This window comes from Mesorhizobium sp. L103C105A0, assembly GCF_000502215.1.
In the GTDB taxonomy this organism is placed as follows: Bacteria; Pseudomonadota; Alphaproteobacteria; order Rhizobiales; family Rhizobiaceae; genus Mesorhizobium.
The window spans coordinates 125,598-147,160 of the sequence record NZ_AYXF01000005.1 but is presented as its reverse complement, the minus strand read 5'-3'; the positions used below and the strand labels follow the sequence as shown (position 1 = coordinate 147,160).

At 59.2% G+C, this 21,563-nt stretch carries 19 protein-coding genes; 9 read left to right on the top strand and 10 right to left on the bottom strand.

All coding sequences use genetic code 11. The annotated features are described in order from the left end of the window. The 3 genes from X727_RS1000000166580 (at position 1) to X727_RS148425 (ending at position 3,415) form a co-directional block, all read left to right on the top strand. Positions 1-1,008, top strand: coding sequence for a glycosyltransferase family 2 protein (locus tag X727_RS1000000166580; RefSeq protein ID WP_081726137.1), 1,008 nt, complete (start codon positions 1-3; stop codon positions 1,006-1,008). A gap of 14 nt (positions 1,009-1,022) precedes the next feature. After that, positions 1,023-2,267: a glycosyltransferase family 4 protein gene (locus X727_RS1000000166575; protein ID WP_032889279.1), complete on the top strand. Its 1,245-nt coding sequence runs from the start codon at positions 1,023-1,025 to the stop codon at positions 2,265-2,267. A 125-nt stretch (positions 2,268-2,392) separates the two neighbouring features. After that, positions 2,393-3,415, top strand: coding sequence for a sulfotransferase family protein (locus X727_RS148425; protein ID WP_023743693.1), 1,023 nt, complete (start codon positions 2,393-2,395; stop codon positions 3,413-3,415). 19 nt (positions 3,416-3,434) lie between these two features. On the opposite strand, the gene X727_RS1000000165620 is transcribed toward X727_RS148425, so the two are convergent. From X727_RS1000000165620 to X727_RS148445, 4 genes are all read right to left on the bottom strand, one after another. Then, a complete protein-coding gene (locus X727_RS1000000165620; protein ID WP_050591296.1) occupies positions 3,435-4,550 on the bottom strand; it encodes a class I SAM-dependent methyltransferase in 1,116 nt (371 codons plus the stop codon). Positions 4,551-4,650: 100 nt separating this feature from the next. Continuing rightward, complete coding sequence (locus tag X727_RS148435; protein WP_023743695.1) at positions 4,651-5,577, bottom strand: NAD-dependent epimerase/dehydratase family protein; 927 nt, start codon at positions 5,575-5,577, stop codon at positions 4,651-4,653. Between the two features lie 87 nt (positions 5,578-5,664). Beyond that, on the bottom strand, positions 5,665-6,411 hold the full coding sequence (locus tag X727_RS148440; RefSeq protein WP_023743696.1) for an ABC transporter ATP-binding protein: 747 nt from the start codon (positions 6,409-6,411) through the stop codon (positions 5,665-5,667). 9 nt (positions 6,412-6,420) lie between these two features. Further along, positions 6,421-7,212, bottom strand: coding sequence for an ABC transporter permease (locus X727_RS148445; protein ID WP_023743697.1), 792 nt, complete (start codon positions 7,210-7,212; stop codon positions 6,421-6,423). Positions 7,213-7,605: 393 nt separating this feature from the next. Here X727_RS148445 and X727_RS148450 point away from each other — a divergent pair, with 393 nt between their 5' ends. The 3 genes from X727_RS148450 to X727_RS148460 all read left to right on the top strand — a co-directional run bounded on the left by X727_RS148450 (position 7,606) and on the right by X727_RS148460 (position 11,222). Next, positions 7,606-9,594 (top strand): nucleoside-diphosphate sugar epimerase/dehydratase, encoded by a 1,989-nt coding sequence (locus X727_RS148450; protein ID WP_031204331.1) that lies wholly within the window; start codon positions 7,606-7,608, stop codon positions 9,592-9,594. 138 nt (positions 9,595-9,732) lie between these two features. Further along, on the top strand, positions 9,733-10,665 hold the full coding sequence (locus tag X727_RS148455) for a glycosyltransferase family 2 protein (RefSeq protein WP_023743699.1): 933 nt from the start codon (positions 9,733-9,735) through the stop codon (positions 10,663-10,665). A 17-nt stretch (positions 10,666-10,682) separates the two neighbouring features. Beyond that, complete coding sequence (locus X727_RS148460; RefSeq protein WP_023670714.1) at positions 10,683-11,222, top strand: sugar transferase; 540 nt, start codon at positions 10,683-10,685, stop codon at positions 11,220-11,222. Here the strand turns inward: X727_RS148460 and X727_RS148465 are convergent. Together X727_RS148465 and X727_RS148470 are read right to left on the bottom strand one after the other, a co-directional pair. Further along, positions 11,210-12,145, bottom strand: coding sequence for an NAD-dependent epimerase/dehydratase family protein (locus tag X727_RS148465; RefSeq protein ID WP_023743700.1), 936 nt, complete (start codon positions 12,143-12,145; stop codon positions 11,210-11,212). The two genes, X727_RS148460 and X727_RS148465, sit on opposite strands and share 13 nt — an antisense overlap. After that, positions 12,142-13,434: an O-antigen ligase family protein gene (locus X727_RS148470; RefSeq protein ID WP_031198404.1), complete on the bottom strand. Its 1,293-nt coding sequence runs from the start codon at positions 13,432-13,434 to the stop codon at positions 12,142-12,144. The genes X727_RS148465 and X727_RS148470 overlap by 4 nt, the downstream gene beginning before the upstream one ends. Positions 13,435-13,848: 414 nt before the next feature. Between X727_RS148470 and cysD the strand changes: the two genes are divergently transcribed. Genes cysD through cysQ form a run of 3 tightly spaced genes read left to right on the top strand, consistent with a single transcriptional unit; the run spans position 13,849 to position 17,493 of the window. Continuing rightward, on the top strand, positions 13,849-14,754 hold the full coding sequence (gene cysD, locus X727_RS148475; protein WP_023670717.1) for a sulfate adenylyltransferase subunit CysD: 906 nt from the start codon (positions 13,849-13,851) through the stop codon (positions 14,752-14,754). A gap of 2 nt (positions 14,755-14,756) precedes the next feature. Then, the gene (gene cysN / locus X727_RS148480) at positions 14,757-16,694 is read left to right on the top strand and encodes a sulfate adenylyltransferase subunit CysN (protein WP_023684584.1); all 1,938 of its coding nucleotides are present in this window, start codon (positions 14,757-14,759) and stop codon (positions 16,692-16,694) included. 10 nt (positions 16,695-16,704) lie between these two features. Beyond that, positions 16,705-17,493: a 3'(2'),5'-bisphosphate nucleotidase CysQ gene (gene cysQ, locus X727_RS148485; protein WP_031196090.1), complete on the top strand. Its 789-nt coding sequence runs from the start codon at positions 16,705-16,707 to the stop codon at positions 17,491-17,493. A gap of 1 nt (position 17,494) precedes the next feature. Here the strand turns inward: cysQ and X727_RS148490 are convergent, their stop codons facing one another. The 4 genes from X727_RS148490 to X727_RS148505 all read right to left on the bottom strand — a co-directional run bounded on the left by X727_RS148490 (position 17,495) and on the right by X727_RS148505 (position 21,527). Continuing rightward, positions 17,495-18,637, bottom strand: a complete 1,143-nt coding sequence (locus X727_RS148490) for a DegT/DnrJ/EryC1/StrS aminotransferase family protein (RefSeq protein WP_023743701.1) — start codon at positions 18,635-18,637, stop codon at positions 17,495-17,497. Positions 18,638-18,933: 296 nt separating this feature from the next. Continuing rightward, on the bottom strand, positions 18,934-19,857 hold the full coding sequence (locus X727_RS148495) for a carbohydrate kinase (protein ID WP_023684582.1): 924 nt from the start codon (positions 19,855-19,857) through the stop codon (positions 18,934-18,936). After that, entirely contained in the window at positions 19,854-20,300 is a 447-nt protein-coding gene (locus tag X727_RS148500; RefSeq protein WP_023684581.1) for an RbsD/FucU domain-containing protein, read from the bottom strand. The genes X727_RS148495 and X727_RS148500 overlap by 4 nt, the downstream gene beginning before the upstream one ends. Further along, positions 20,301-21,527 carry an ROK family transcriptional regulator gene (locus tag X727_RS148505; RefSeq protein WP_023743702.1) on the bottom strand — a complete coding sequence of 409 codons (1,227 nt, stop codon included), beginning with the start codon at positions 21,525-21,527 and terminating at the stop codon, positions 20,301-20,303. Positions 21,528-21,563 lie beyond the last annotated feature (36 nt).

Here is a 21,563-nt window from a genome sequence, read left to right as displayed (position 1 = left end):
ATGAGCGCCGATCCAAACAATAAACTTCGGGTATTTTCAGCAGCGAAGCCTTTAGTGTCCGTGATTATTCCTGTGAAGAACGGACTGCCGCAATTCAAGCGCGTCATCGAGATGGTTTCCAAACAGGAATTCGAACAGGGATTTGAGGTAATTGTTATCGACTCCGGCTCAAAGGACGGCTCTAAGCAATTGGTGCCGACCAACGACCCTAGATTCAAATTAATCGAGATAGAGCCTTGCTCGTTTGGGCACGGAAGGACAAGGAACCTTGGCGTTCGTGAAGCAAGGGGAGAATTCTGCGCTTTCCTAACACATGATGCTTGTCCCGCCAATTCTTTTTGGTTGAAGGAACTGGTGAGACCGCTCTTGGAGGATGATCAGGTTGCTGGTGTATTCGGTCGCCATGCAGCCTACGAGGACGCAACGCCGTTCACGGCTTGGGAGATCGACACTCATTTTTTGGGATTAAGAAATTGGCCGAAAGTCTGGATCAGCGACGCGAGATTGTATTCGAAAACGCAGGGCGTTCGACAGGTATTTCATTTCTATTCTGACAATTCATCCTGTTTACGCAAGTCTGTGTGGCAAGATTATCCTTATCCAGACGTTGATTTTGCAGAAGATCAACTATGGGCAAAGGTGGTAATTGAAGCCGGTTTTCGTAAGGCCTTTTCATGGGATTCGTTGGTGAACCATTCTCATGAATACTCTCTATGGCAAAGGGTGCAGCGAAGTTATGATGAAGCAAAGGCATTCAGAGAGCTGTTCGGATACAAGTTGTGCCCGACAGTGCGGTATTTGTTCGGGCAAGCTTTGAGAACCAGCGCGCGCGATGTTGCGCTCGCGTTTAAGAATGGTTGGGTAATTTCTCATCCCGTAGCTACTTTCAAGAAACCTCTAGATAATTTAGCGCGACAGGTCGGGTATTACATCGGGACCAATAGTTCTAAGTTTGCGAGAAAATACGGTAATGCGTTGTCCAGAGACAAGCAATTGCACGCTAGATAGGGGTCGTTTTGGATATGCTGTCATCAAATCTTTCAAAATTTGCAAGGACTGTACGGCGAGAGGGATGGCGGGTCGCGACACGCAAGGCTGTTTCTCGAGTGATTGCAACGATGCCGCCAGTCATTCAGGGCAAACAAGACGCTATTGGGCACTATGAATTTCTTCTGGGGGAGGAGCAGGGTTTCGGATTGAGGATCACCCATGAGAATACTCCGATCGGCTCGATGACGTGGGTAATCCCAGACTTCAATGCGTCTTCAGGTGGCCACATAAATATTGTTCGCATGATGCGACTTCTGAAAGATCGAGGGTTCCCCAACCAGCATGTCGTGGTTATGGAACCGCATCGATGGAATTCTGTGGAAGAAGCGCAAATGGCGTTCAACCAGGCTTTCGGAGATCACGGGATTACAATTTCGCTCGGCGTTCGCTCAATCGAGCCGTGCAATTATCTGGTTGCCACGGGCTGGCAGACCGCCTATTGGGTTTCCAAATTTCGCGACACAGAGCATAAATTATACTTTGTTCAAGATTTTGAACCAGAATTTTATGCGCATGGTAGCGAATATTCGTTTGCAGAGAATACCTATAAGCTTGGTATGACAGGTATTACTGCCGGGACATGGTTGGCAGAAAAACTTAGCCGAGAATATGGAATGACGACGTTTCCGTATTCGTTCGCTTGTGACCTCAGTCTTTATAATCCGCAAAGAAGACGTTCGGGCTCCGTAAGGCATATACTTTTCTATGCTAGGCCAGTCACCCCGAGACGTGGATTCGAAATGGGTCTTCTCGCTCTGAAGAAAGTCTGTGAGAGGCTTCCGGATGTTGCGGTGATCTTTGCAGGTTGGGATGTCGGAGCGTACGAGATTCCTTTTCATCATCTCAATGCAGGCACGGTTTCCATTGGAGAATTGCCGGACCTTTACTCACAATGCGACGTCGCCCTAATTCTCTCGGCAACCAATCTTTCGTTGCTCCCGCTTGAAGTCGCAGCTTGCGGCTGTCCTGTAGTGCTTAACAGAGGGCCTCAGTCTGAGTGGCTCATGTCCGATGAGGAGGCTGTATACTGCGATATGAGTGTGGATGGGATATCACAAGCCTTGATCAGGCTATTGGAAGACCCGGTCGGAGCAGCTAGGATTGCAGAAGCGGGCTTGAGACGCGCGAGGGCAGGCAGTTGGGATTCCGAGGCAGACAAGTTGGCGGCATTCCTCGAGTCCCTATCTAGGGAGGCCGTCCATGCGCGCCCCTCGTAACAAATCTGAGTGGAACTGTGCATCTTGGCTCGGTCTCGGTGGAGAGGAATTTGAGTGGGAACGATCTTGAAGATGCTTCCTATCACCGCTAGGAAGCCCCGCCTTCCCAGCGGAGACCACATTACATGATTGTCAAGCCCGGCTTCGACACTAATACCAAGACAATCGTGATCATTGGAGTGCAGCGCGGCGGGACATCGATGGTCGCTGGGATAGCGCGGGAGCTTGGGGTCAACCTTGGGCGGAACCTCGGCAACAACCATGAAGATCCAGAATTCATCACGGAAGACCTACAGGCGATCAAGAAGGTAGTCGCTCATCGTGACGCGAAGTACAATGTATGGGGCTGGAAGATGCCCCACTCTTCCGAGTATATCGTGCGGTTGCTGCCTCACCTTCGCAACCCATTCGTGATCGTTGTGTTCCGCAATCTGGCCGCGATAGCCGAGAGTCAGATGAAGCAATCGGATGTAAATTTTCGCGATGCATTCAGCTTCTCGGCAACACGCTTGGCGCAGGTAGCTTCTGCAACTCAAGAGATCGATTGTCCTCTCATGATCGTCAACTATGAGCGGGCGGTGCTGAAGCCCTCGAATTTATTAGATGAGTTGTGCGCCTTCCTCCATCTGCGGCCATCGGAGGACGAGCGCGAACGAGCTCTCGCGATGACCGACCCGCAGCGCGGCTACGTCAGAACCAAGAAGGAAGACTGGACGGCCCGGGTATCAAAGGCGGAGAGTTTCGATTTCGGATCAAAAGACGCGATTGAGGCCTTCCAGTGTAATGTAGGACTATCTCTGGTCGACAATTGGATCCAGAAGGATGGTGATCAACCGCACATCCTGTTCGAAGGCCTAGCAGGTTACAAGCGGGTATATCTATCGTTTGTAAGGCGCAGCGCTCCGGCCTTTATCGATCTATGTGTCAACACAGGCGACGGCTACACTGACGGCCTCACCGACAGGATTCAGCTATTCCACGGCGAGAACGTGATCACCATTGACGCGGAAAGTATCAATGGGATTGCGATCTATCCACAGTTTGACGGAGCCGCGTCAAACACGGGCCTTTTCAGGATAACCGTTGATAAGGCATCACCAAATCGCCATCGAGGCACCTCGCTTGGAAGCATATCCTTGGTTTCGTAGCACTCGCCTAATGGACGTTTCACGCTCTTTTTGAAAATACCGTCGTTGTGCCCCACGCGATTTCGAACTGCTTTTCAAGCGAGAGACGCGTAAGAGGGGGATCTTCATCTCTTTCAAACCGTTCAGCCAGCGAGAAAATCTCTCGCACCGGCATGTTCAGAAATTCCTCTCGCACTCCAGCATCAAGTCCCGAATGATAGACTCGAAGTATCTGATTTAATGTGTTTATTGGATGGTTCGAGCGGTGGATCGTTTGGCTCTCAACGTCGAGCTGCTCAAATAGCTTCGTTGCACCAGATCGAGTTGCATTAAAATAATGGGACGGATAACCGTGCTCCGCCTGTAAGAATGGGATCATCAGAAGAAGTTTGCCACCGGGCTTCAGCACCCGTACCAGTTCCCTTGCGCATTGGAAGGGGTCATCTACATGCTCGAGAACAGCCAGTGATAGTATCCCCGCGAACGAGTTATCCTTGAAGGGTAGAGATTGTCCTATCGCAAGGACGTCTGTGCTGGGATAGTCATAGATCTCTACGTTTATCACGTTTGGAACCGGGCGCTTTCTCAGGCCAGCCCCAGCATCTAGTGCAATGGCTCCACTAGGCAATCGCTTGAGGAATTCATGAATCATTCCGCCGTAGAAATGCGAAGAGACAGCATCAATTTTAGATTCGAGTTGTGGCGAAATGGGCCAGCCTTCCGGCAGCGCCGACGGTGCTACGCAGCCCTCGCATTGTTGCAAGTCACGGTTCAAGATTTGCTTCAAAATATCAAGCTTGGCAGCTTGATTGGCTCTGCAACTGTTAGCCAAAGCAATCGCCTCATCAGTTACGGCAACTGCCACGTCGGCTGCCCTCTCGCCCTCAGCCCTGAATATCAGGTCCAACGTTCCCGCTTTGTGTATCTCGTTTCGTACGAAATCCACGTAAAAAGTGAAGCCAACGCCCTGAGAAGGGTCAAGATCAGCCCTCCGGTACGTTGATAATCGAAATTTCCCTGTTCGACCGTCCAAGGTTTCATAGCCAATGGAAATTTCAGTACCAAACGGCTTCGCGATCCAACCGTTAACGGCGTCGATTGGATGTCGTAGAAGCCTATCTCTGGGCTGGTCAATTTCTACTCTGGTTAGGCCCATGAAAAAATTCCTATCGCTTCTTCAAGGAATGGAATGGCAGGCTAGAGACCGGTCTTCTTCTCAAGGGCTTTCTCGAAATACTGTGCGCGCAGCGACATTGTTATCGCCCCGTACCGCTCATGCTTGCTACTGTCTTGGCGATGCCCTCGTCAAAATCGGTTCGTGGTACCCACCCCAGAACGGAGCGCGCGCGCGAGACATCCAGACTGGCAATGTCAACGTCAGTGTTTCTGGCAGCAACGTATTCGCGCTCGAAACGGTGGCCCGTTGCTGATTCGACCGCGGCAATTATCTCGGTAACGGACCGAACCTGGCCACTGCCAATGTTCAGGATTAGGCGGGGGGTGCTCGGCAGCACAAGCGCGCTTTCTATCGCGTTGATGACATCCTCAACGTAGATATAGTCGCGACGCGCTTGGCCGTCGCCGAAAATTCGGACGGGTAGGCCTTTCTGCCAGTGGTCTAGGATGGCTGGGATCAGCCCTTGACCCTTGCGGAAGGCTTGCCCTGGACCAAAAGGATTGGCGACCCGCAGGATCACGTATTCCAGCCCTTCGAGATGTCCATGCATCTGAATGTATTTTTCCACGATGAGCTTGGTCAGTCCGTGTGAATTTATGGGGTTGGTAGCGCAGGTCTCCGGCGTAGGTATTGGCGCACCAGGGCCATAAACCGTGCCCCCAGATGAGAGAAACAAATAGCGTCTCACGCCAGCCCGCACACAGGTTTGCAGGAACTCTACATGGGGAATAACATTTTCCTGAATATCGGCGATGACGTGGTCGTTCTTGAGGCCGGGACTCGAGGTCGATATTAATTGCACAACAGAGTCGACGTCTTGCAGCGAAGAGGCCATTGCGATCGGATCACGCAGGTCGGCTTCAACAAAGTCAACCGACTTGTCAAAGGAGCGAAGGAATTCTGGGTCAAATCTTCTGGATACGGCACGAATTGCCACACCCTGTACCGCCAACCGCCGAACAAAATGACGGCCAATGAACCCGTTCGCACCGTAAACCCCAATCATGCCGCTCCAACACCTTTGCCGCAAAACCCTTTATTACTTTATCAAACTAATCCAGCCCGTCCCTGCCCCAACTCCAGCAACTTTCTGTCATGACACGACAATTTTTTCAGTTCCGGTGTGTTTGACCGGCCCTGCCGTTAGCGATTCCACGCGGCCGCTTTTGAGCGTCAGCTTTTTTGTGCACACTCTTTCGATGAGGCTCTCATTGTGGCTTGCCAGAACGATGATGCCAGCCTTTTCCGCCAATTCGTCCATGCGCCTTTGGGCCTTGTCTTGAAAAGAGGCATCACCGGCACCGATCCATTCGTCCATTAGCAGAATTTCGGGATCGAGCGCGGTTGCTGCCGAAAAGGCAAGCCGCGCGGCCATGCCCTGGCTGTAAGCCTTGAATGGCATGTCGATGAAGTCGCCGAGCTCGCTGAAAGCGATGATACTTTCCATCTTTTCCTCGATCTCGGCTTCTGTCCATCCGTTGATCAAGCCACGCAGAACGATGTTCCTGCGGCCTGTGGCTTCGCGGCGAAAGCCTATGTTGATGTTGAAAAGGGCGTCGACCTTGCCTTCTATGGCGATGTTCCCTCCGGATGGTTCATAGATTCCGTAGAGCACCTTGAGTAGTGTCGTCTTGCCCGCTCCATTTGGGCCGACCAAGCCTAATCGGTCGCCGGCCTTGAGCTGGAAACTGACGCCGTCGAGCGCCTGCACGAACTGGTTTCTGCCTGAACTCTCAATCCTGCCGCCTGGTCCGCCCATACGCCGATCCGGCGCGGAAAGCGTCAACTTTTCGTGCAGTTTGTAGACCAGACTGACGTTATCCAGCTTGATAGAAACCATCGAAAAAACTCAAATCAGGAAAACAACTTGCCTGCGATATCGGCCAAGCAGCAACAATGCAATCGCCCACATGAACAAGGAAATATAGACCGTTACGGCGAATGCGTGCATCGGAAACGCGCCGTTCGTGATCGGCTCGCGCACGATTTCCAGGAAATAGCTGAATGGATTCCAGTGGTAGGCGTATTTCTGTATGCCGTCCTGTCCGCTGTAGATCCAGAAGACAGGCGTAAAAAACATCCCGACTCGCATGATGTTGCCGACGATGAACTGGCTGTCGGGAAAAAATGCGCCGAGGAAGGCGAAGACCGTGATGACAGCTGGAGTGGCGAACAGGATCAGGAGTAGCCCTGCAAGCGACCATAGCCATGCGGGGGTAAGTCCCGAGCCGCTCAGGAGCAGAATCACGATGCAACCTGCGATCGCATAGCCCACGCGAATGACGGACTGAACCGTCATCCGCATCACGTACACAAACAGGGGCAGGGTCGTGCCCTCTATGAAGCTCTCCTCACGCTGGAAGAGGGAAACACTCAAGGAGATGATTTCCATCAGGTAGAACCAGACCATCAGGCCTATTGCGACATAGGCGGAATAGCCTGCGGCATCCTTACCGGCAGGCTGGAACACGAAAACGAATGTGCCGACGAACGCGATGTAATTGACCAGCAGCCAAAGCGGGCCAAGTGTCGTGCGTCTGTGCTGGTCGCCGATATCTTCGTGAGCAAGCGCAATCCAGACCCGATGCAGCCTCATAGCCTTGCTGATATCGTCGAGGGCGCCGTTCAGTGCCAAAATCATTGTTGGTGTCGCAATCCGTTCTTGGTCGCTTCGTATGTCCGATGGCCACATGAGGCGAGGGACATTTCATAGCCATTGCGACGAGCGTATGGCAAATGATTGCGGCTTAGTGAAGCCCAGCAATATCTTGAGCGCAACCATTAGCAATGTCTTTTGGACCTGTACAATTGTCCTGAAAGGCCACAGTTCAGCCAATTGCGATTGGTCCGGAACAGCCGCATTCACCTTTGATCACATATTCGTCAAAAACATCTGGCGATACCCCCGACTCCGCGCTATTGCGATAGCTGGGCAAGGGACTTGGAATTTGCAATCTGGAGTGGTGACGGATGATGTTCCATCCGGTGCCTGTCCGGTATTGATATACCCGCGCCTGGAGTTCAGTACTACCCAATGACATCATACGTACAAGCCGTATCGGGACTTCGGCCGAAGATGCGGCGCGCCATTATAATGATCCAGGACCTGGTCATGGTCTTGGTCGCGGTGGCGCTGAGTCTCGGGCTTTCGCAGTCGAGACTTTCATTCGATGCGCTCTCCTGGCCGGGCCTGGCGTGCTGGGTGAGCATTGTTCTTCTCAGCCATCTCTTGTTTCGCTATTGCGGCCTCTACAACACCGTGTGGCGTTTCGCCTCCACGCCGGACTTCTTCAACATCCTGAAGAGCTGCGCGATCCTGACCGTCACGCTCTATGTCGTCTCGCTGGCGGTCCGATGGTTTCAGCCGGTGACCGGCCTCAACGAGCGCCAGTTCATCGTCTTTTTCCTCGTCTCCTTCACCATCATATCGGCGCCTCGGCTCTATTACCGGTTCCTGCGCGACGGGGCGAGCTGGCGAATCCTGAGCCGCAACGCAAACAATGCGGCGATCAAACAAGCGCTGTTCGTCGGCAGGCTTGGCGAAGCAGACGTCATCATCCGCTTCACACGCACGGCCGAGCCGGCCGAATATTCCATCGCCGGCATCATGGCCATCGAGAACGGCGCGCCGTTGGGCACGCAGATACAGGGCGTTCCGGTGGTGGCCGTGCGGCCCCGCCTGGTCGAGGTCCTCGAAGAATATGCAAGAGGCACCAAAAGCCTCGACATGCTGATTTTCGGCAATGGCACCGAACGCGAGATCGAGGAATATTCGGAACTGGTCCGTGTCGCCCGTCACAGCGGTATCGCCGTCGTCCAATTCTCCGGCGTTTCGGAGCTCGGCCAAGGCGGAAAGCTGGTACTCGACGCTGTCGAGATGGAAACCATCCTGCGCCGCTCCACAGTTGCTTCCGATATTGAGCGGATCGGCGGCTTTATCGGTGGCAAGCGCGTCCTGGTCACCGGCGGCGCCGGCTCAATCGGTCGCATCCTGGTCAAGCGGTCGCTGGAACTTGGCGCCGAGGCGGTTCTGGTCGCCGATATCTCGGAGTTCGGTATTTTCCAGCTCGACCAGCAGGTTGACGAAAAGGACCATGTCCGGCTCAAGAGCCGCATCGTCGATGTCACAGACCGGCGCCAGATCACCCGCGTCGTCAGCGATTTCAAGCCCGACATCATCTTCCATGCCGCCGCGCTCAAACATGTGCCGCTGCTCGAGGAAAATTGGGAATCGGCGATCCAGACCAACATTTTGGGCACCCTCGTCTGCGCCGAGGTTGCCGCCAAATGCGGGGTGCCGCAGTTCCTGTTGATTTCCAGCGATAAGGCGGTCGATCCGACCTCGGTGCTCGGTATGACGAAACGCGCCGCCGAGCAGATCGTCTCTTCGCTGCACGAAACGCACGCCACCGGGCCCAGCGGCCGTCGCTCCGGCACCAAGTTCATCGCCGTGCGGTTCGGCAATGTCTTCGGCTCCAATGGCTCGGTCGCCACCATCTTCCAGGCGCAGATCGAGGCCGGCGGTCCGGTCACCATCACCGATCGCCGCATGACCCGCTACTTCATGACGGTGGCCGAAGCCGTCGACCTCGTCATCATGTCGGCGGCCGACGCCGAGCGGCGCCAGGGCAAGGACGACTACGCCATCTACATGCTCGACATGGGCAAGCCGGTGCCGATCCTCGAAGTCGCTGAAACCATGATCCGCATGGCCGGCAAAAGCCCCTACATCGACATTCCGATCCGTTTCACCGGGATCAGGCCGGGCGAGAAGCTTCACGAAGTGCTGCATGGCGGCAATGAGGAGATCGTCGCGCTGGATATCCCCAAGATCTTCGGCCTCAGGACCGATGTCGTGGGATGGCCCAAGGTCCAGGCGGCGCTGACATTGCTGCAGGCGGCCATGGGCGATCAGGACAAGGCCTCGGCGCTCGCCGTCATGGCCGGCCTCTATCAGGCGGAAGAGCCTCCAAGTGACGCACGCCGGGAAACCGTTGCGAAAACAGTCGGGCAAGCTGGTTAGAGCAATTCCAGGAAAAGTGTGGAGCGGTTTTCCGTCCGGGATTGCGTCAAAACAAAGAGCCTGTCCTGATCGACCGGGATTGGCTATTGAAACCGATCCGATGGCCGTTCCCAGGCGTTTGCAGATGATTTTGAACCAGTGAGCAGACAAGATCAGCGCGTGGCCGTGCTGCTGGGCACGAAAGATGGCGCGGCTTTCCTTGACGAGCAGCTCGCGTCGCTGGCTGCGCAATCGCATCCTGTTGTCGACCTCTGGGTTTCCGACGACGGTTCGACAGACGGCACTTCGGCCATTATCGGCGCCTGGCAGAGCCGCTGGTCCAAGGGCCGGTTGACCCTGTCGAATGGTCCTCGCCAAGGCTTTGCCGCCAATTTTCGCGCGATGATCATCGATCCGCGTATCGAGGCCGACTACTACGCCTTCTGCGACCAGGACGACATCTGGGAGCCGGACAGGCTGGAGAGCGCCATTGCCTGGATGCAATGGCACGATGCCGGAACGCCGCTGCTGTTTTGCTCCAGAACCGCGACCATGTCCGAAACCGGAGCAGCGCAAGGGTATTCGCCGCTGTTCCAGCATCCACCCGCATTTCGCAATGCGCTTGTGCAAAGCATTGCCGGCGGCAACACGATGATGATCAACCGCGCCGCGCGAAAGTTGCTGGCAAAGGCATCGGCAAGGACCGAGTTCGTCAGCCATGACTGGTGGACCTATCTGATCGTCACGGCTGCCGGCGGCATTGTCCGCTATGACCCGCGACCGCTGGTGCGCTACCGCCAGCATGAGGCAAACTTGGTCGGCGCCAACGTGTCGTGGAAGGCGAGGCTGTCGCGGCTGGGGCGCCTCTTCAGGGGCGAGTTCGCCGTCTGGACCGATCACAATCTGAGCGGCCTGGCGGTCAATCGCGACATCCTCACGAGGGATGCCGCCGCCTGCCTCGGCCTGTTCATCAGGGCGCGAAAGGGCGGTATCTTGCGACGCCTGCGCCTTCTCCGGAAAAGCGGCGTCTACCGGCAGACGCTGGCTGGTACACTTGGGCTCTATCTGGCCTTCATCTGGCGGCGGATCTAGAGCATGCAGACACGGCCATGAGGGAACCCAAGCGAGCTTTCGACCTGGCGGTGGCGGCGCTGCTGCTGCCACTGGCCTCGCCTTTCGTCCTGCTTGCCATGCTGGCAATCAGGACGACGTCGCCTGGACCGGCACTCTTCTCTCAAACCCGTGTCGGCCAGCACGGGGTGCCGTTTGCCTGCCACAAGCTGCGCACGATGGTTGTGGGAACGCCGTCTCTGCCCTCGCATCAGGCGCCGGCAATTTCCGTCACTGCCGTCGGCAAGGTGCTGCGGAAATTCAAGATCGACGAGCTGCCGCAGCTCTGGAACGTGCTCAAGGGTGAGATGAGCCTGGTTGGGCCGCGTCCATGCCTGCCCACGCAAACCGAATTGATCGAACGCCGCAGGCAATTGGGTGTGCTTGCCGCACTTCCGGGCATTACCGGGCTGGCACAGATGAAAGGCATCGACATGTCGGATCCGAAACTCTGCGCCGAAACGGATGCCGAATATCTCAGGGGGGCCTCGATCGGACTCGACGTCAAAATCCTGCTTGGCACAATCTACCGGACCTGACGGGCCTGTCGTGCAAGTTCCTCAATCCGGCCGAGCGTGTCGGTTTCCGGCATCCAGCCTTCCGAGATCAGCAGTGACGGGTCGCAAATCTGTGTCGCCATGGAAGCGTCGTACGCTGCTTTTCTGCCTAGCAGTGTGGCGAACAGCCTGAATGGCCAGGCCGGCACAGGAACGAGCCGGGTCGGAACGTCGTATCCGTGCCTGAATGCAGTCAAGATTTCGAACATCGCAACGGGGGAAGCATCGCCCAGGACATAGGTCGGGCGCGGTGGCGTGGGACGAGTCAAAAGATGCGCCACGGCGCCAGCCACCGCGTCGCGCGATATCAGCGAACGAACTGCGGTGAAAGCGCCTAAGGGCAATGGTAAGGCAATGGCGGCAGCCCGCATCATTCCACGCAGGTTTCCCTTCATGCCTTCGCCATAGACCGGCGGCAGGCGCAGCGCCGTGGCATCGGAGGGCCTGGACGCATAGGCTTCCAGTGTCTTGATCTCGCCTTCGCGTTTCGAGCGCCCGTAGGCGCATTGCGGGGCAGGGAGCGTCGCCTCGCTGATCGTTCCGCTGAAACCGGGACCGGCTACTGCCCGGATCGACGACAGATAGATGAAGCGCCCGCTTGTCCGCGAGGCGGCCGCGCGCGCCAGCTGCGCGGTCAGTGTCGCGTTGGCTGCCATGAAGTCGGCTTCGCTCGCCTTGCGGTCATTGTTGAGCGCCGCACAGTGGACGACATGGGTGACATCTCGCATCAGCGCCTGGAATGCCTGGGCCGGCGCATCGAATTCCGGCAACAAAACCGCATCGCTCACGGGATCGAGCCGTTCCGGGTGGCGCGATGCCATGCGCACCCCGAACCCGGCTTCGCGCAGCTGGTTGACGACCTGCCTGCCGATGAAACCCGTCGCGCCTGTGACCAGCACTTTCACGGCCGGCTTGCCTGGGGCGCCGGGGCCGGTGCCTGTTGTTCCGGCAGCATTTGTTGCCGGCCCGATGCAAGATATGTCCCGGACACCAGGAACACCATCAGTGTGGCATCGAGGATGTCGTGGCCGACCAGAATGCCGGTCAGGCCGCCGATGAGGTAGGTGATCGCAGTGACGACAATCATCGTGGCGCCGAACCGCTCGATCGCGTCCGTGCTGGTGCGCAGCACGATGGCCGCGTTTCTCGCGGCAACGAAGAACACAGCCGCGAGCGTTACGGCTCCAAGCAGCCCGGCCTCCACCAATGCAGTCAGGAAGCCATTGTGAAAATGGCTGAAGCCCGTGGACGGCATGTGGAACTGATTGTGGAATCCATCCTTTATCAGCTCACGGCTTGCAGCAATGCCGTGACCGAAAATCGGCATGTCGTGGAAGGCGCTCAGCCCAATCTGCCAAAGTGCTGCGCGCAAGCCGAGCGCGGTCGTGTGGTCGCCCTTCGTGGCGAGCGCATCCCAGTCGCTGAACAGGAAGGCCGCGCGCTCGGAAATGATGGGGAGACCAATGACCGCGATGACGATGCCGATCGCGCCCGCAATCAGCAAAAGCCGAATGGCGTTTCTGTTGTTGAGCTTGCGACGGTTGATCAGCAGGACCGCGATGCCGGCCACCAGCATCGCCAGCCAGATGATCCGCGACCCCGAATAGACAATGTCGACCGCGCCGGCCAGTGTCGCGCAGGCCAGCAACGCCCTGTTCTTTTCGACACCCGATAAGGCGCCTGCCAGGCACATCATCATGCTGAGGCAGGCGACGGTCGCGAACACGATCGGATTGCCGGCGCCGCCTTCGGCCCGTATGCCCAGCCCGTGATATTGCACGACCGCCAGCAGCAGGGCGCCAAAACAGGCGGCGGCGCTCGCCAGCACGACGATGCGCGTCAGCGTGGTTTTCTCGGTAATGCTCCAGGTCGCGTATGAGACAGGGAAAAACAGGAAGGTGATCAGCCCTGCCAGATGCGGCGCATCCCTGGCGATCGAATTGTTGACGATGGAGGCGAGCACGCTGGCTGCGCAATAGGCATAGATGGCCACCGTCATCGCGGTCATCGGCCGGTCGATGTTGAAACGCCGTCTTTTCAGCGCAAGCAGAAGCACCGACCACAGGCCGCCGCCATTGAACAAAAAGCTGACCGCCGATCCCAGTACCGGCGGGAAAAAGAAGCACAAAATGGAGAAGGTGACGTTGATCCGTGACGGCGAAACGTGCTGCTTGATGGCGGAGATCGGGGTCAATGCTCTGGTTCACAATGCGCTGGGTCGCGTGGCGACGGACAATGTTTGGCGGCGGCATTTGCGGCATGCCGCCCGGCGCAGGTTCAGGAGCCGGTATAGCGGCTGGGTGCGGTTTTCGAAAGTGCGACGAGGTCCGGCCGGCGTTTCTTTCGGTCCAGGCAAGATTTTTCCCGGCCTTTGAATGCTATCGCTCCGTCGGGCAGGAATTTTCGGATTCTAGGCTTTTCATGGAAAATTCGTTGCCGATCGGTGTGGCCGCCGGCCTTTCCAGCGTTGTTATATCAGGTGGCGATCTGCTAGAACGCCGGCACGAACCGATAGTGTCCAGCAGTGAAGCTTGAACCGGGCGGCTGAAAAGGACGCCCGATCCATCTGATGCAAGGTCTGGATTGCACGAGAGAACGCTCACAGTCCATGAACATCGCGCTTACGCACCTGCAGCGGCTCGAGGCCGAGTCCATCCACATCTTCCGTGAGGTTGCCGCCTCCTTCTCCAAGCCGGTGATGCTCTATTCCGTCGGCAAGGATTCCTCCGTGCTGATGCATCTGGCGATGAAGGCCTTCTATCCGGCCAAGCCGCCTTTCCCCTTCCTGCATGTCGACACCACCTGGAAGTTCCGCGAGATGATCGCCTTTCGCGACCAGATGGCGCAGAAGCTCGGCTTCGACCTGCTGGTCCACGTCAATGAAGACGGCGTGCGCGACGGTATCAACCCCTTTGACCATGGCTCGAACACCCACACCCATGTCATGAAGACGGTGGCGTTGCGCCAGGCGCTCGACAAATACGGCTTTGACGCTGCCTTCGGCGGGGCTCGGCGCGACGAGGAGAAGTCGCGCGCCAAGGAGCGCATCTTTTCCTTCCGCAACGCCCAGCATGTCTGGGACCCGAAGAACCAGCGGCCGGAGATGTGGAAGATCTTCAACACCCGCATCGCGCCGGGCGAATCGATCCGCGTGTTTCCGCTGTCGAACTGGACCGAGCTCGATATCTGGCAGTACATTCTGCAGGAAAACATCCCGATCGTGCCGCTCTATTTCGCCAAGGAGCGGCCGGTGGTCGAACGCGACGGCATGCTGATCATGAAGGATGACGATCGCATGCAATTGCGCCCCGGTGAGACGATGGAGAACCGTCTGGTGCGTTTCCGCACGCTCGGCTGTTATCCGCTGACCGGCGCCATCGAATCCGACGCGGACACGCTCGAAGCCATCGTCGGCGAGATGCTGACGGCGCGCACCTCCGAGCGCCAGGGCCGCCTCATCGACCGCGATGAAGCCGGCTCGATGGAAAAGAAGAAGCGCGAGGGATATTTCTGAGCATGCGCCATATCCTGGCCAAGAGCCTCGCTCCCACCGACGGCGTGCGCGAATACATGGCGGCGCAGGAGAAGAAGTCGCTGCTGCGCTTCCTCACCTGCGGCTCGGTCGACGACGGCAAGTCGACGCTGATCGGCCGTCTTCTGTCCGACACAAAGCAGATCTTCGAGGACCAGCTCGCCGCACTCGAGCGCGATTCCCGCAAGCACGGCACCACTGGCGACGACATCGACTTCGCGCTTCTGGTCGACGGCCTCGAGGCCGAGCGCGAGCAAGGCATCACCATCGACGTCGCCTACCGCTTCTTCGCCACGCCCAAGCGCAAGTTCATCGTCGCCGACACGCCCGGCCATGAACAGTACACCCGCAACATGGCGACCGGCGCATCGACTGCCGATCTCGCCATCGTGCTGATCGATGCGCGCCAGGCTGTGCTGCGCCAGACCCGGCGCCACTCGATCATCGCTTCGCTGCTCGGCATCCGCCATATCGTGCTTGCCGTCAACAAGATCGACCTCGTCGATTTCGACCAGGCGGTGTTCGACCGTATCGTCGAGGATTACCGGCAGTTCTCGCACGAGCTCGGCTTCCAGACGATCGTGCCGATCCCGATGTCGGCCCGCTATGGCGACAATGTCACCAGCCGCTCCGGCAAGACGGCGTGGTATTCCGGCCCGTCGCTGATCGAGCATCTCGAAACTATATCGGTCGACGAGGCCGCGGTCGAACTGCCGTTCCGGTTTCCGGTGCAGTATGTCAACCGGCCCAATCTCGACTTCCGCGGCTTTGCCGGCACCATCGCGTCCGGCTCCGTCGCGCAGGGCGACGAGGTGGTGGTCGCCAAATCCGGCAAGGCCTCGCGGGTCAAGCGCATCGTCGCGCAAGGCGGCGATCTTGCCCAGGCGGTGGCCGGCCAGGCCATCACCCTTGTGCTCGATGACGAGGTCGAGGTCTCCAGAGGCAACATGCTGGTGTCGCCGGCGGCACGGCCGCAGGTCGCCGACCAGTTCGCCGCCAACATCGTCTGGTTCGACGAGGCAGCGCTGCTGCCGGGACGCTCCTATATACTGCGCACCGAGACCGACCAGACCAGCGCCACCGTCACCGACCTGAAATACCGCGTCAACGTCAACGACTTCGCTCGCGAGGCGGCGAAGTCGCTCGAGATGAACGAAGTCGGCATCTGCAACATCTCGACCCGGGCGCCGATCGCCTTCGACACCTTCGCCGACAACCGCGATACCGGCGCCTTCATCCTGATCGACCGCATCACCAATGCCACGGTCGGCGCCGGCATGATCCTGCATACCTTGCGCCGCGCCGAAAACATCCACTGGCAGTCGCTCGATGTCGGCAAGCGTGGCCGTTCCGACTTGAAGAGCCAGCGTCCCGCCGTGTTCTGGTTCACCGGCCTTTCCGGTTCGGGCAAGTCGACCATCGCCAACCTGCTCGAGAAGAAGCTGTTCGCTTCCGGGCGCCACACCTACATTCTCGACGGCGACAATGTCCGCCACGGCCTCAACCGCGATCTCGGCTTCACCGACGCCGATCGGGTCGAAAACATCCGCCGTGTCGCCGAAGTGGCAAAGCTGATGGCCGATGCCGGGCTGATCGTCATCGTCTCCTTCATTTCCCCCTTCAGCGCCGAGCGGCGCATGGCCAGGGAGTTGATGGCCGACGGCGAGTTCGTCGAAGTGTTCGTCGATACGCCGTTCGAGGAATGCGCCCGACGCGACCCGAAAGGCCTTTACGCACGGGCGCTGAATGGCGAGATCAAGAACTTCACCGGCGTCGATTCCCCGTATGAAGCTCCCGAAAATCCCGAAATCCATCTCAAGACACTCGGCAAGACGGCCGAGGAGATGGTAGAGGCTCTGGAACACTGGCTGAATGAGCGCGACATTGCCGAAGACCAATATGACAGCGGCGGCGGCATCTGACGACGAAGTGATGCTCGACGTGTTCGAGCGCCTGGCGCTCGAAGCCGGACGCGAGGTGATGCGGGTCTTCAAGGCCGGCTGCGCGGTCGACAGCAAGTCGGACTCCTCGCCGGTCACGGAAGCCGACCGCGAGAGCGAGACGATCATCCTCGCCGGCCTGCGTGCGGCCTATCCCGATATTCCCTGCGTGGCCGAGGAAGAGGTCGCCGAAGGCATTGTGCCGCCCGATCTGGATGGCGCCTTCTTCCTGATCGATCCGCTCGATGGAACGAAGGAATTCGTCAACCGCCGGACCGATTTCACCGTCAACATCGCGCTTGTCCGGCACGGCGTGCCGGAGATCGGCGTCGTCTTCGCACCGTGCAGCGGGCGGTTCTTCTCTGGACGGCCGGGCTGGGCCGAAGCAATCGAGGTCGATGGCGACTTCCGTATCGTCGGCCGCCGGCGGATTTCGGTTAGGAGGGCGGTCACGCCGCTGGCGGTCGTTGCCAGCCGCTCGCACAACACCCCGGAGACCGAAGCCTTCATCAAGGATCTCGGCGCCGCCGAGATCGTCTCGGTCGGCTCATCGCTGAAATTCTGCCTGCTCGCCGCAGCCGAAGCCGACATCTATCCGCGCTTCGGCCGCACCATGGAATGGGACACGGCGGCCGGCGACGCCGTACTGCGCGCCGCCGGCGGCATGACGCGCACGCTGGACGGCGAGCCGCTCACCTATGGCAAGCGCAAACAGAGCGACGACGAGGATTTCGCCAACCCGCATTTTATTGCGAGCGGGAAGGCGGCGGACGCGGCGTAACTTACGCCGCCGCTACATGCGCCGAGTTCGAGCCAATGTAGTTGCGGATCGTCTCGATGATGCGGTCCTGGTCGGCTTCGCTGAGATAGGGATGCATCGGCAGGCACAGGATGCGCTTCGGCAGTTCCTCCGAAACCGCAAGCCCGGTCGGCGTGCGCGGATAGTCGCGATAGGCGACCTGCTCGTGCAGCGGCTTCACATAATAGATCACCGAAGGGATGCCCTTTTCGCCGAGATGCGCCCTCAACCCGTCGCGCTTCGGCGTCTCGATGGCGTATTGCGCCCAGGCCGAGCGGCCACCGCCCAGATTGCGTGACGCCTTGACGATGTCGCCGAGACCTTCGGCGTAGCGCTTGGCCACGACCTGGCGGGCGACCATCTCGTCTTCGAGGATGGCGAGTTTCTCGATCAGGATCGCCGCCTGGATGGTGTCGAGGCGTGAATTGATGCCGACGCGGACATTGTCATACTGCGTCCCGCCCTTACCGTGGAACGCAAACGAGCGCAGCTGGTCGGCCAGCGCGTCGTCATTGGTGAACATCGCGCCGCCATCGCCGTAGCAGCCCAGCGGCTTGGCCGGATAAAAGCTGGTCGAGCCGACATGGCCGAAGGCGCCGCACATTGTGCCGTCGGCCGAACCGCCGATCGACTGCGCCGCATCCTCGATCACCAGCAGCCCTTCGCGCCTGGCAATCGCCATGATCGCCTCGTAGTTGGCGGCAAGCCCAAACAAGTCGACGGGAATGATCGCCTTCGGCTTCAGCCGGCCTTCCTTCTTGATCATGGCGATCGCCGCCTCGAGGCTGGCGATGTCGATGTTGTAGGTCTCGGCCTCGACATCGACGAACACTGGTTCGGCCTTGGCAAGCGCCACCACTTCCGCCGTCGCGGCAAAGGTGAAGCTCGGCACGAACACCGCGTCGCCGGGGCTGATACCGGCGGCAAACAGCGGCAACAGCAGCGCGTCGGTGCCGTTGGCGCAGGCCACGACATGCTTGGTGCCGATATAGGCTGCGAGCTTGTTTTCGAATTCGGTGACTTGCGGTCCGAGGATATAGCGGCCTTCCTCGACGACATTGTCGATCGCGGCCTTCAGCCGGTCGCGGATACGTTCGCGCTGCGCGCCAAGATCGATGAACTGCATGTCGGCCTCAAAACGGTGTGGTGCGGGCTGCCCCGGGGACAATGACACGCACAGAAACAACAACTTAACCGGGCCGCTGGTACCAGAGTTGGGCCGGTCTAGAAAGCCGGACCGGCCGCGGGACGGGTTGTCTAGGTGTCGCAGCCTGTTACTTCAGGCTTTCCCTGCATTGCCGCAAGATGCCGGAAATCCGGGCTTCGCCGCCTATTAATCCGGCTGATCAGTCCGTCTTTCCGGCTCGCGGAAACATAAAGTGATCGGCTGCTTGCAGCGGCTGGCGGCGGACTAAGCGTGGATCAGGCGATTTCGTGCCGCCAGGGCGGGTTGGCGCCGGCCCGCGACACGGTCACCGCCGCCGCTTTGGCGCCGAGCGCCAGCGCCTGACGGATGGCGTCCTCCGAAAGGCCGCCGATCCCGGCCTTGGTGAGCAGGCCTTGCTCGTGCAGCGAGGCCAGAATGCCGGCATTGAAAGTGTCGCCGGCGCCGACCGTGTCGACCACCTCCACCTTATGCGGCATCACCGTGACCTTGTGTTCCCTGCTGTAGCCGACGGCACCTTCGCTGCCGTGGGTAACGACGATCAGCTTCGGGCCGCGATCCAGCCAGTTGCGGATGACGTCCTCATGCGAGCCGGCCTCGCCGAACCAGTGCAGATCCTCATCCGATAGCTTCACGATGTCGGCCATCGCCATCATCGAGCGGATGCGCCGGAGGTGCTTGGCTTTGTCGGGGATGAAGTTCGGCCGGATGTTGGGGTCGAGCATCATGACGCGGCGTTCGTGCTCGCGTTTCATGAATTCTTCGTAGGCAGCACCCGCCGGGTCCGAAATCAGGCTGATGGCGCCAAACAGCATGGCTTCGATCTCGGCGCCCAGTTTCGGCAGATCCTCTGTCGTCAGCATGCGCCCGGCGGTGTTTTCGTCGTAGAAAGTGTAGGTCGCCTGGCCGTTGGTGAGCCGCACGAAGGCGAGCGTGGTCGGGCGAGGGGAGGTGTGCGCATAGGTGGAGCTGACCTTGCTTGCGCCGAGCGCCTCGCGGAACTGGCCGCCGAACAGATCCGACGACAGGCCGGAAAAGAAGCCGGCGGGCGCGCCGAGGCGGCCAAGCGCGATCGCCGTGTTGAACACCGCGCCGCCGACATAGGGCGCAAAGGCCGGCTCGCCCTGTGTCGTGGTGCGCGGCAGCATGTCGATCAGGGCTTCGCCGCAGCAGAGGATCATGATTTCTTGTTCTCCGGCGGATAGATCACGCCCTTGCGGATGATGATGTTGGCGTAGAGCCGGGGTTCGCTGGTCCCGACGATCGCATATGCCGACCGGACGCGTGCATAGAAGTCGGCGCCCGCCAGCGCAACCACCTTGCGGCCCGGCGCGCGCCTGGTGCAGATCGTTTCGATTTCATGGTGGACCGGATCGGCGACCGAGGGATCGCCTTTTACCGAGGCACGAAACAGCGCTTCCGGCACGAAGTCGTCCACCGGCAGCACGCTCAAAATGGCGTCAAGCACCGGTATGAGGTGAAGACCGTCGGCGCGGATCAGCCTGTTTGCCTGTTCTTCCGCCGGATAGTTGCCGTCGACAAGCGCGATCTCGTCGCCATGGCCCATGGCGCGCAATGTCGCCAGAAGCTCCGGACCGAGCAGCGACGGAATACCGATCAGCATTCAGGTGCTCCGGGAAATGGTGTTCGAACCGATGAGGAAGCGTTCGGACAGCGGCAGGCTGGCGCCGCCCAGCGCCCGGGCATGGATGCCGACGGTGCCTTCGCGCACCACCGGAAGCTTCAGGCCTTCGCCGTCAATGGTGCCGATCGCCTGCCTGACGGCATCGACGAGCCGGCGGCGTACGGCGAGCGGCATCCAGCCATCGATCACCGCGGCCTCGAAATCGATCACCGAGGACGCCGCGACAATGGCGTAGGCAAGCGCCTGCGAGGCGGTGGCAATCCAGTCGTCCAGATCGGCGCCGATCTCGCCCCATTCCTGCGGCGAGGTCCAGAGATAGGAGCCGTCAATGCCGCGTGCGTTAAGCGCCTTTTCCAGCATGGCGATCGAGGCGACGTCGATGAGCTGCGTCGGCTTGCCGTCTGGTCCCGGCACCGGCATCGAACCCAGCGCCCCGGCATTGCCTGTCGGTCCGCCAAAAAGCCGGCCATTGAGCACGATGCCGCCGCCGGCAAAGGCGCCGATGTAGAAATAGACGAAGTCGCGCGCGCCGCCGGTCTGGCCGAACACCAGTTCGGCGCCGCAGGCCGACGTCGCGTCATTCTGCAGATAGACCGGGAATTCGCATTGCGCCTGGATATCGGAGCGAATGTCGCGATGGCGCCATTCGTCCATGATGTCGCGTGGCGCGCCGGCGGTGTCGGCCCAGTTCCACAGTTCGAACGGCATGGCGATGCCGAGCCCGGCAATGCGCTTGTCCTGCGCAGGTGTCAGTTCGGCGCGCATCGTCGTCATGCCTGATGTCACGAACTCCACCGTCTCGCGCGGCGCCGGATAGCGGTAGGAGTGCTGCAGCATGGAACGCACAGTTCCGAGGAAATCGATCAGCACCAGTTCGGCGCTGCGGCGGCCGATCTTGAGGCCGATGAAGAAGGCGCCTTCGGGGTTCAGCGCCATCGGGATGGAGGGCTGGCCGATCTTGCCGCGCAACGGCGCCTGGCGCAGCAGCAGGCTGTCTTCCTCCAGTTCGCGCATGATGACCGAGACGGTCTGCGCTGAAAGCCCGGTCATGCGCGCAATGTCTGATTTGGCCAAGCTGCCGTGCTGGCGAACCAACGACAGCACCAGCCGCTCATTGTGGTCGCGCATGCCGCTCTGGTTGGTGCCACGGTGGAGACGGCTGGCGGCCGCCTCGGGCGAACCGTGCCTCGCAATGCCGGTCTCCACCCTTGTTCCTTCCCTTGGTTTATTCTTACTGCTTTT

What these genes read in the sequence shown, in the direction of transcription:
- X727_RS1000000166580 (WP_081726137.1), top strand. Translation starts at nt 1, where the DNA reads ATGAGCGCCGATCCAAACAATAAACTTCGGGTATTTTCAGCAGCGAAG.
- X727_RS1000000166575 (WP_032889279.1), top strand. Translation starts at nt 1,023, where the DNA reads ATGCTGTCATCAAATCTTTCAAAATTTGCAAGGACTGTACGGCGAGAG.
- X727_RS148425 (WP_023743693.1), top strand. Translation starts at nt 2,393, where the DNA reads ATGATTGTCAAGCCCGGCTTCGACACTAATACCAAGACAATCGTGATC.
- X727_RS1000000165620 (WP_050591296.1), bottom strand. Translation starts at nt 4,550, where the DNA reads ATGGGCCTAACCAGAGTAGAAATTGACCAGCCCAGAGATAGGCTTCTA.
- X727_RS148435 (WP_023743695.1), bottom strand. Translation starts at nt 5,577, where the DNA reads ATGATTGGGGTTTACGGTGCGAACGGGTTCATTGGCCGTCATTTTGTT.
- X727_RS148440 (WP_023743696.1), bottom strand. Translation starts at nt 6,411, where the DNA reads ATGGTTTCTATCAAGCTGGATAACGTCAGTCTGGTCTACAAACTGCAC.
- X727_RS148445 (WP_023743697.1), bottom strand. Translation starts at nt 7,212, where the DNA reads ATGATTTTGGCACTGAACGGCGCCCTCGACGATATCAGCAAGGCTATG.
- X727_RS148450 (WP_031204331.1), top strand. Translation starts at nt 7,606, where the DNA reads ATGACATCATACGTACAAGCCGTATCGGGACTTCGGCCGAAGATGCGG.
- X727_RS148460 (WP_023670714.1), top strand. Translation starts at nt 10,683, where the DNA reads ATGAGGGAACCCAAGCGAGCTTTCGACCTGGCGGTGGCGGCGCTGCTG.
- cysD (WP_023670717.1), top strand. Translation starts at nt 13,849, where the DNA reads ATGAACATCGCGCTTACGCACCTGCAGCGGCTCGAGGCCGAGTCCATC.
- cysN (WP_023684584.1), top strand. Translation starts at nt 14,757, where the DNA reads ATGCGCCATATCCTGGCCAAGAGCCTCGCTCCCACCGACGGCGTGCGC.
- cysQ (WP_031196090.1), top strand. Translation starts at nt 16,705, where the DNA reads ATGCTCGACGTGTTCGAGCGCCTGGCGCTCGAAGCCGGACGCGAGGTG.
- X727_RS148490 (WP_023743701.1), bottom strand. Translation starts at nt 18,637, where the DNA reads ATGCAGTTCATCGATCTTGGCGCGCAGCGCGAACGTATCCGCGACCGG.
- X727_RS148495 (WP_023684582.1), bottom strand. Translation starts at nt 19,857, where the DNA reads ATGATCCTCTGCTGCGGCGAAGCCCTGATCGACATGCTGCCGCGCACC.
- X727_RS148500 (WP_023684581.1), bottom strand. Translation starts at nt 20,300, where the DNA reads ATGCTGATCGGTATTCCGTCGCTGCTCGGTCCGGAGCTTCTGGCGACA.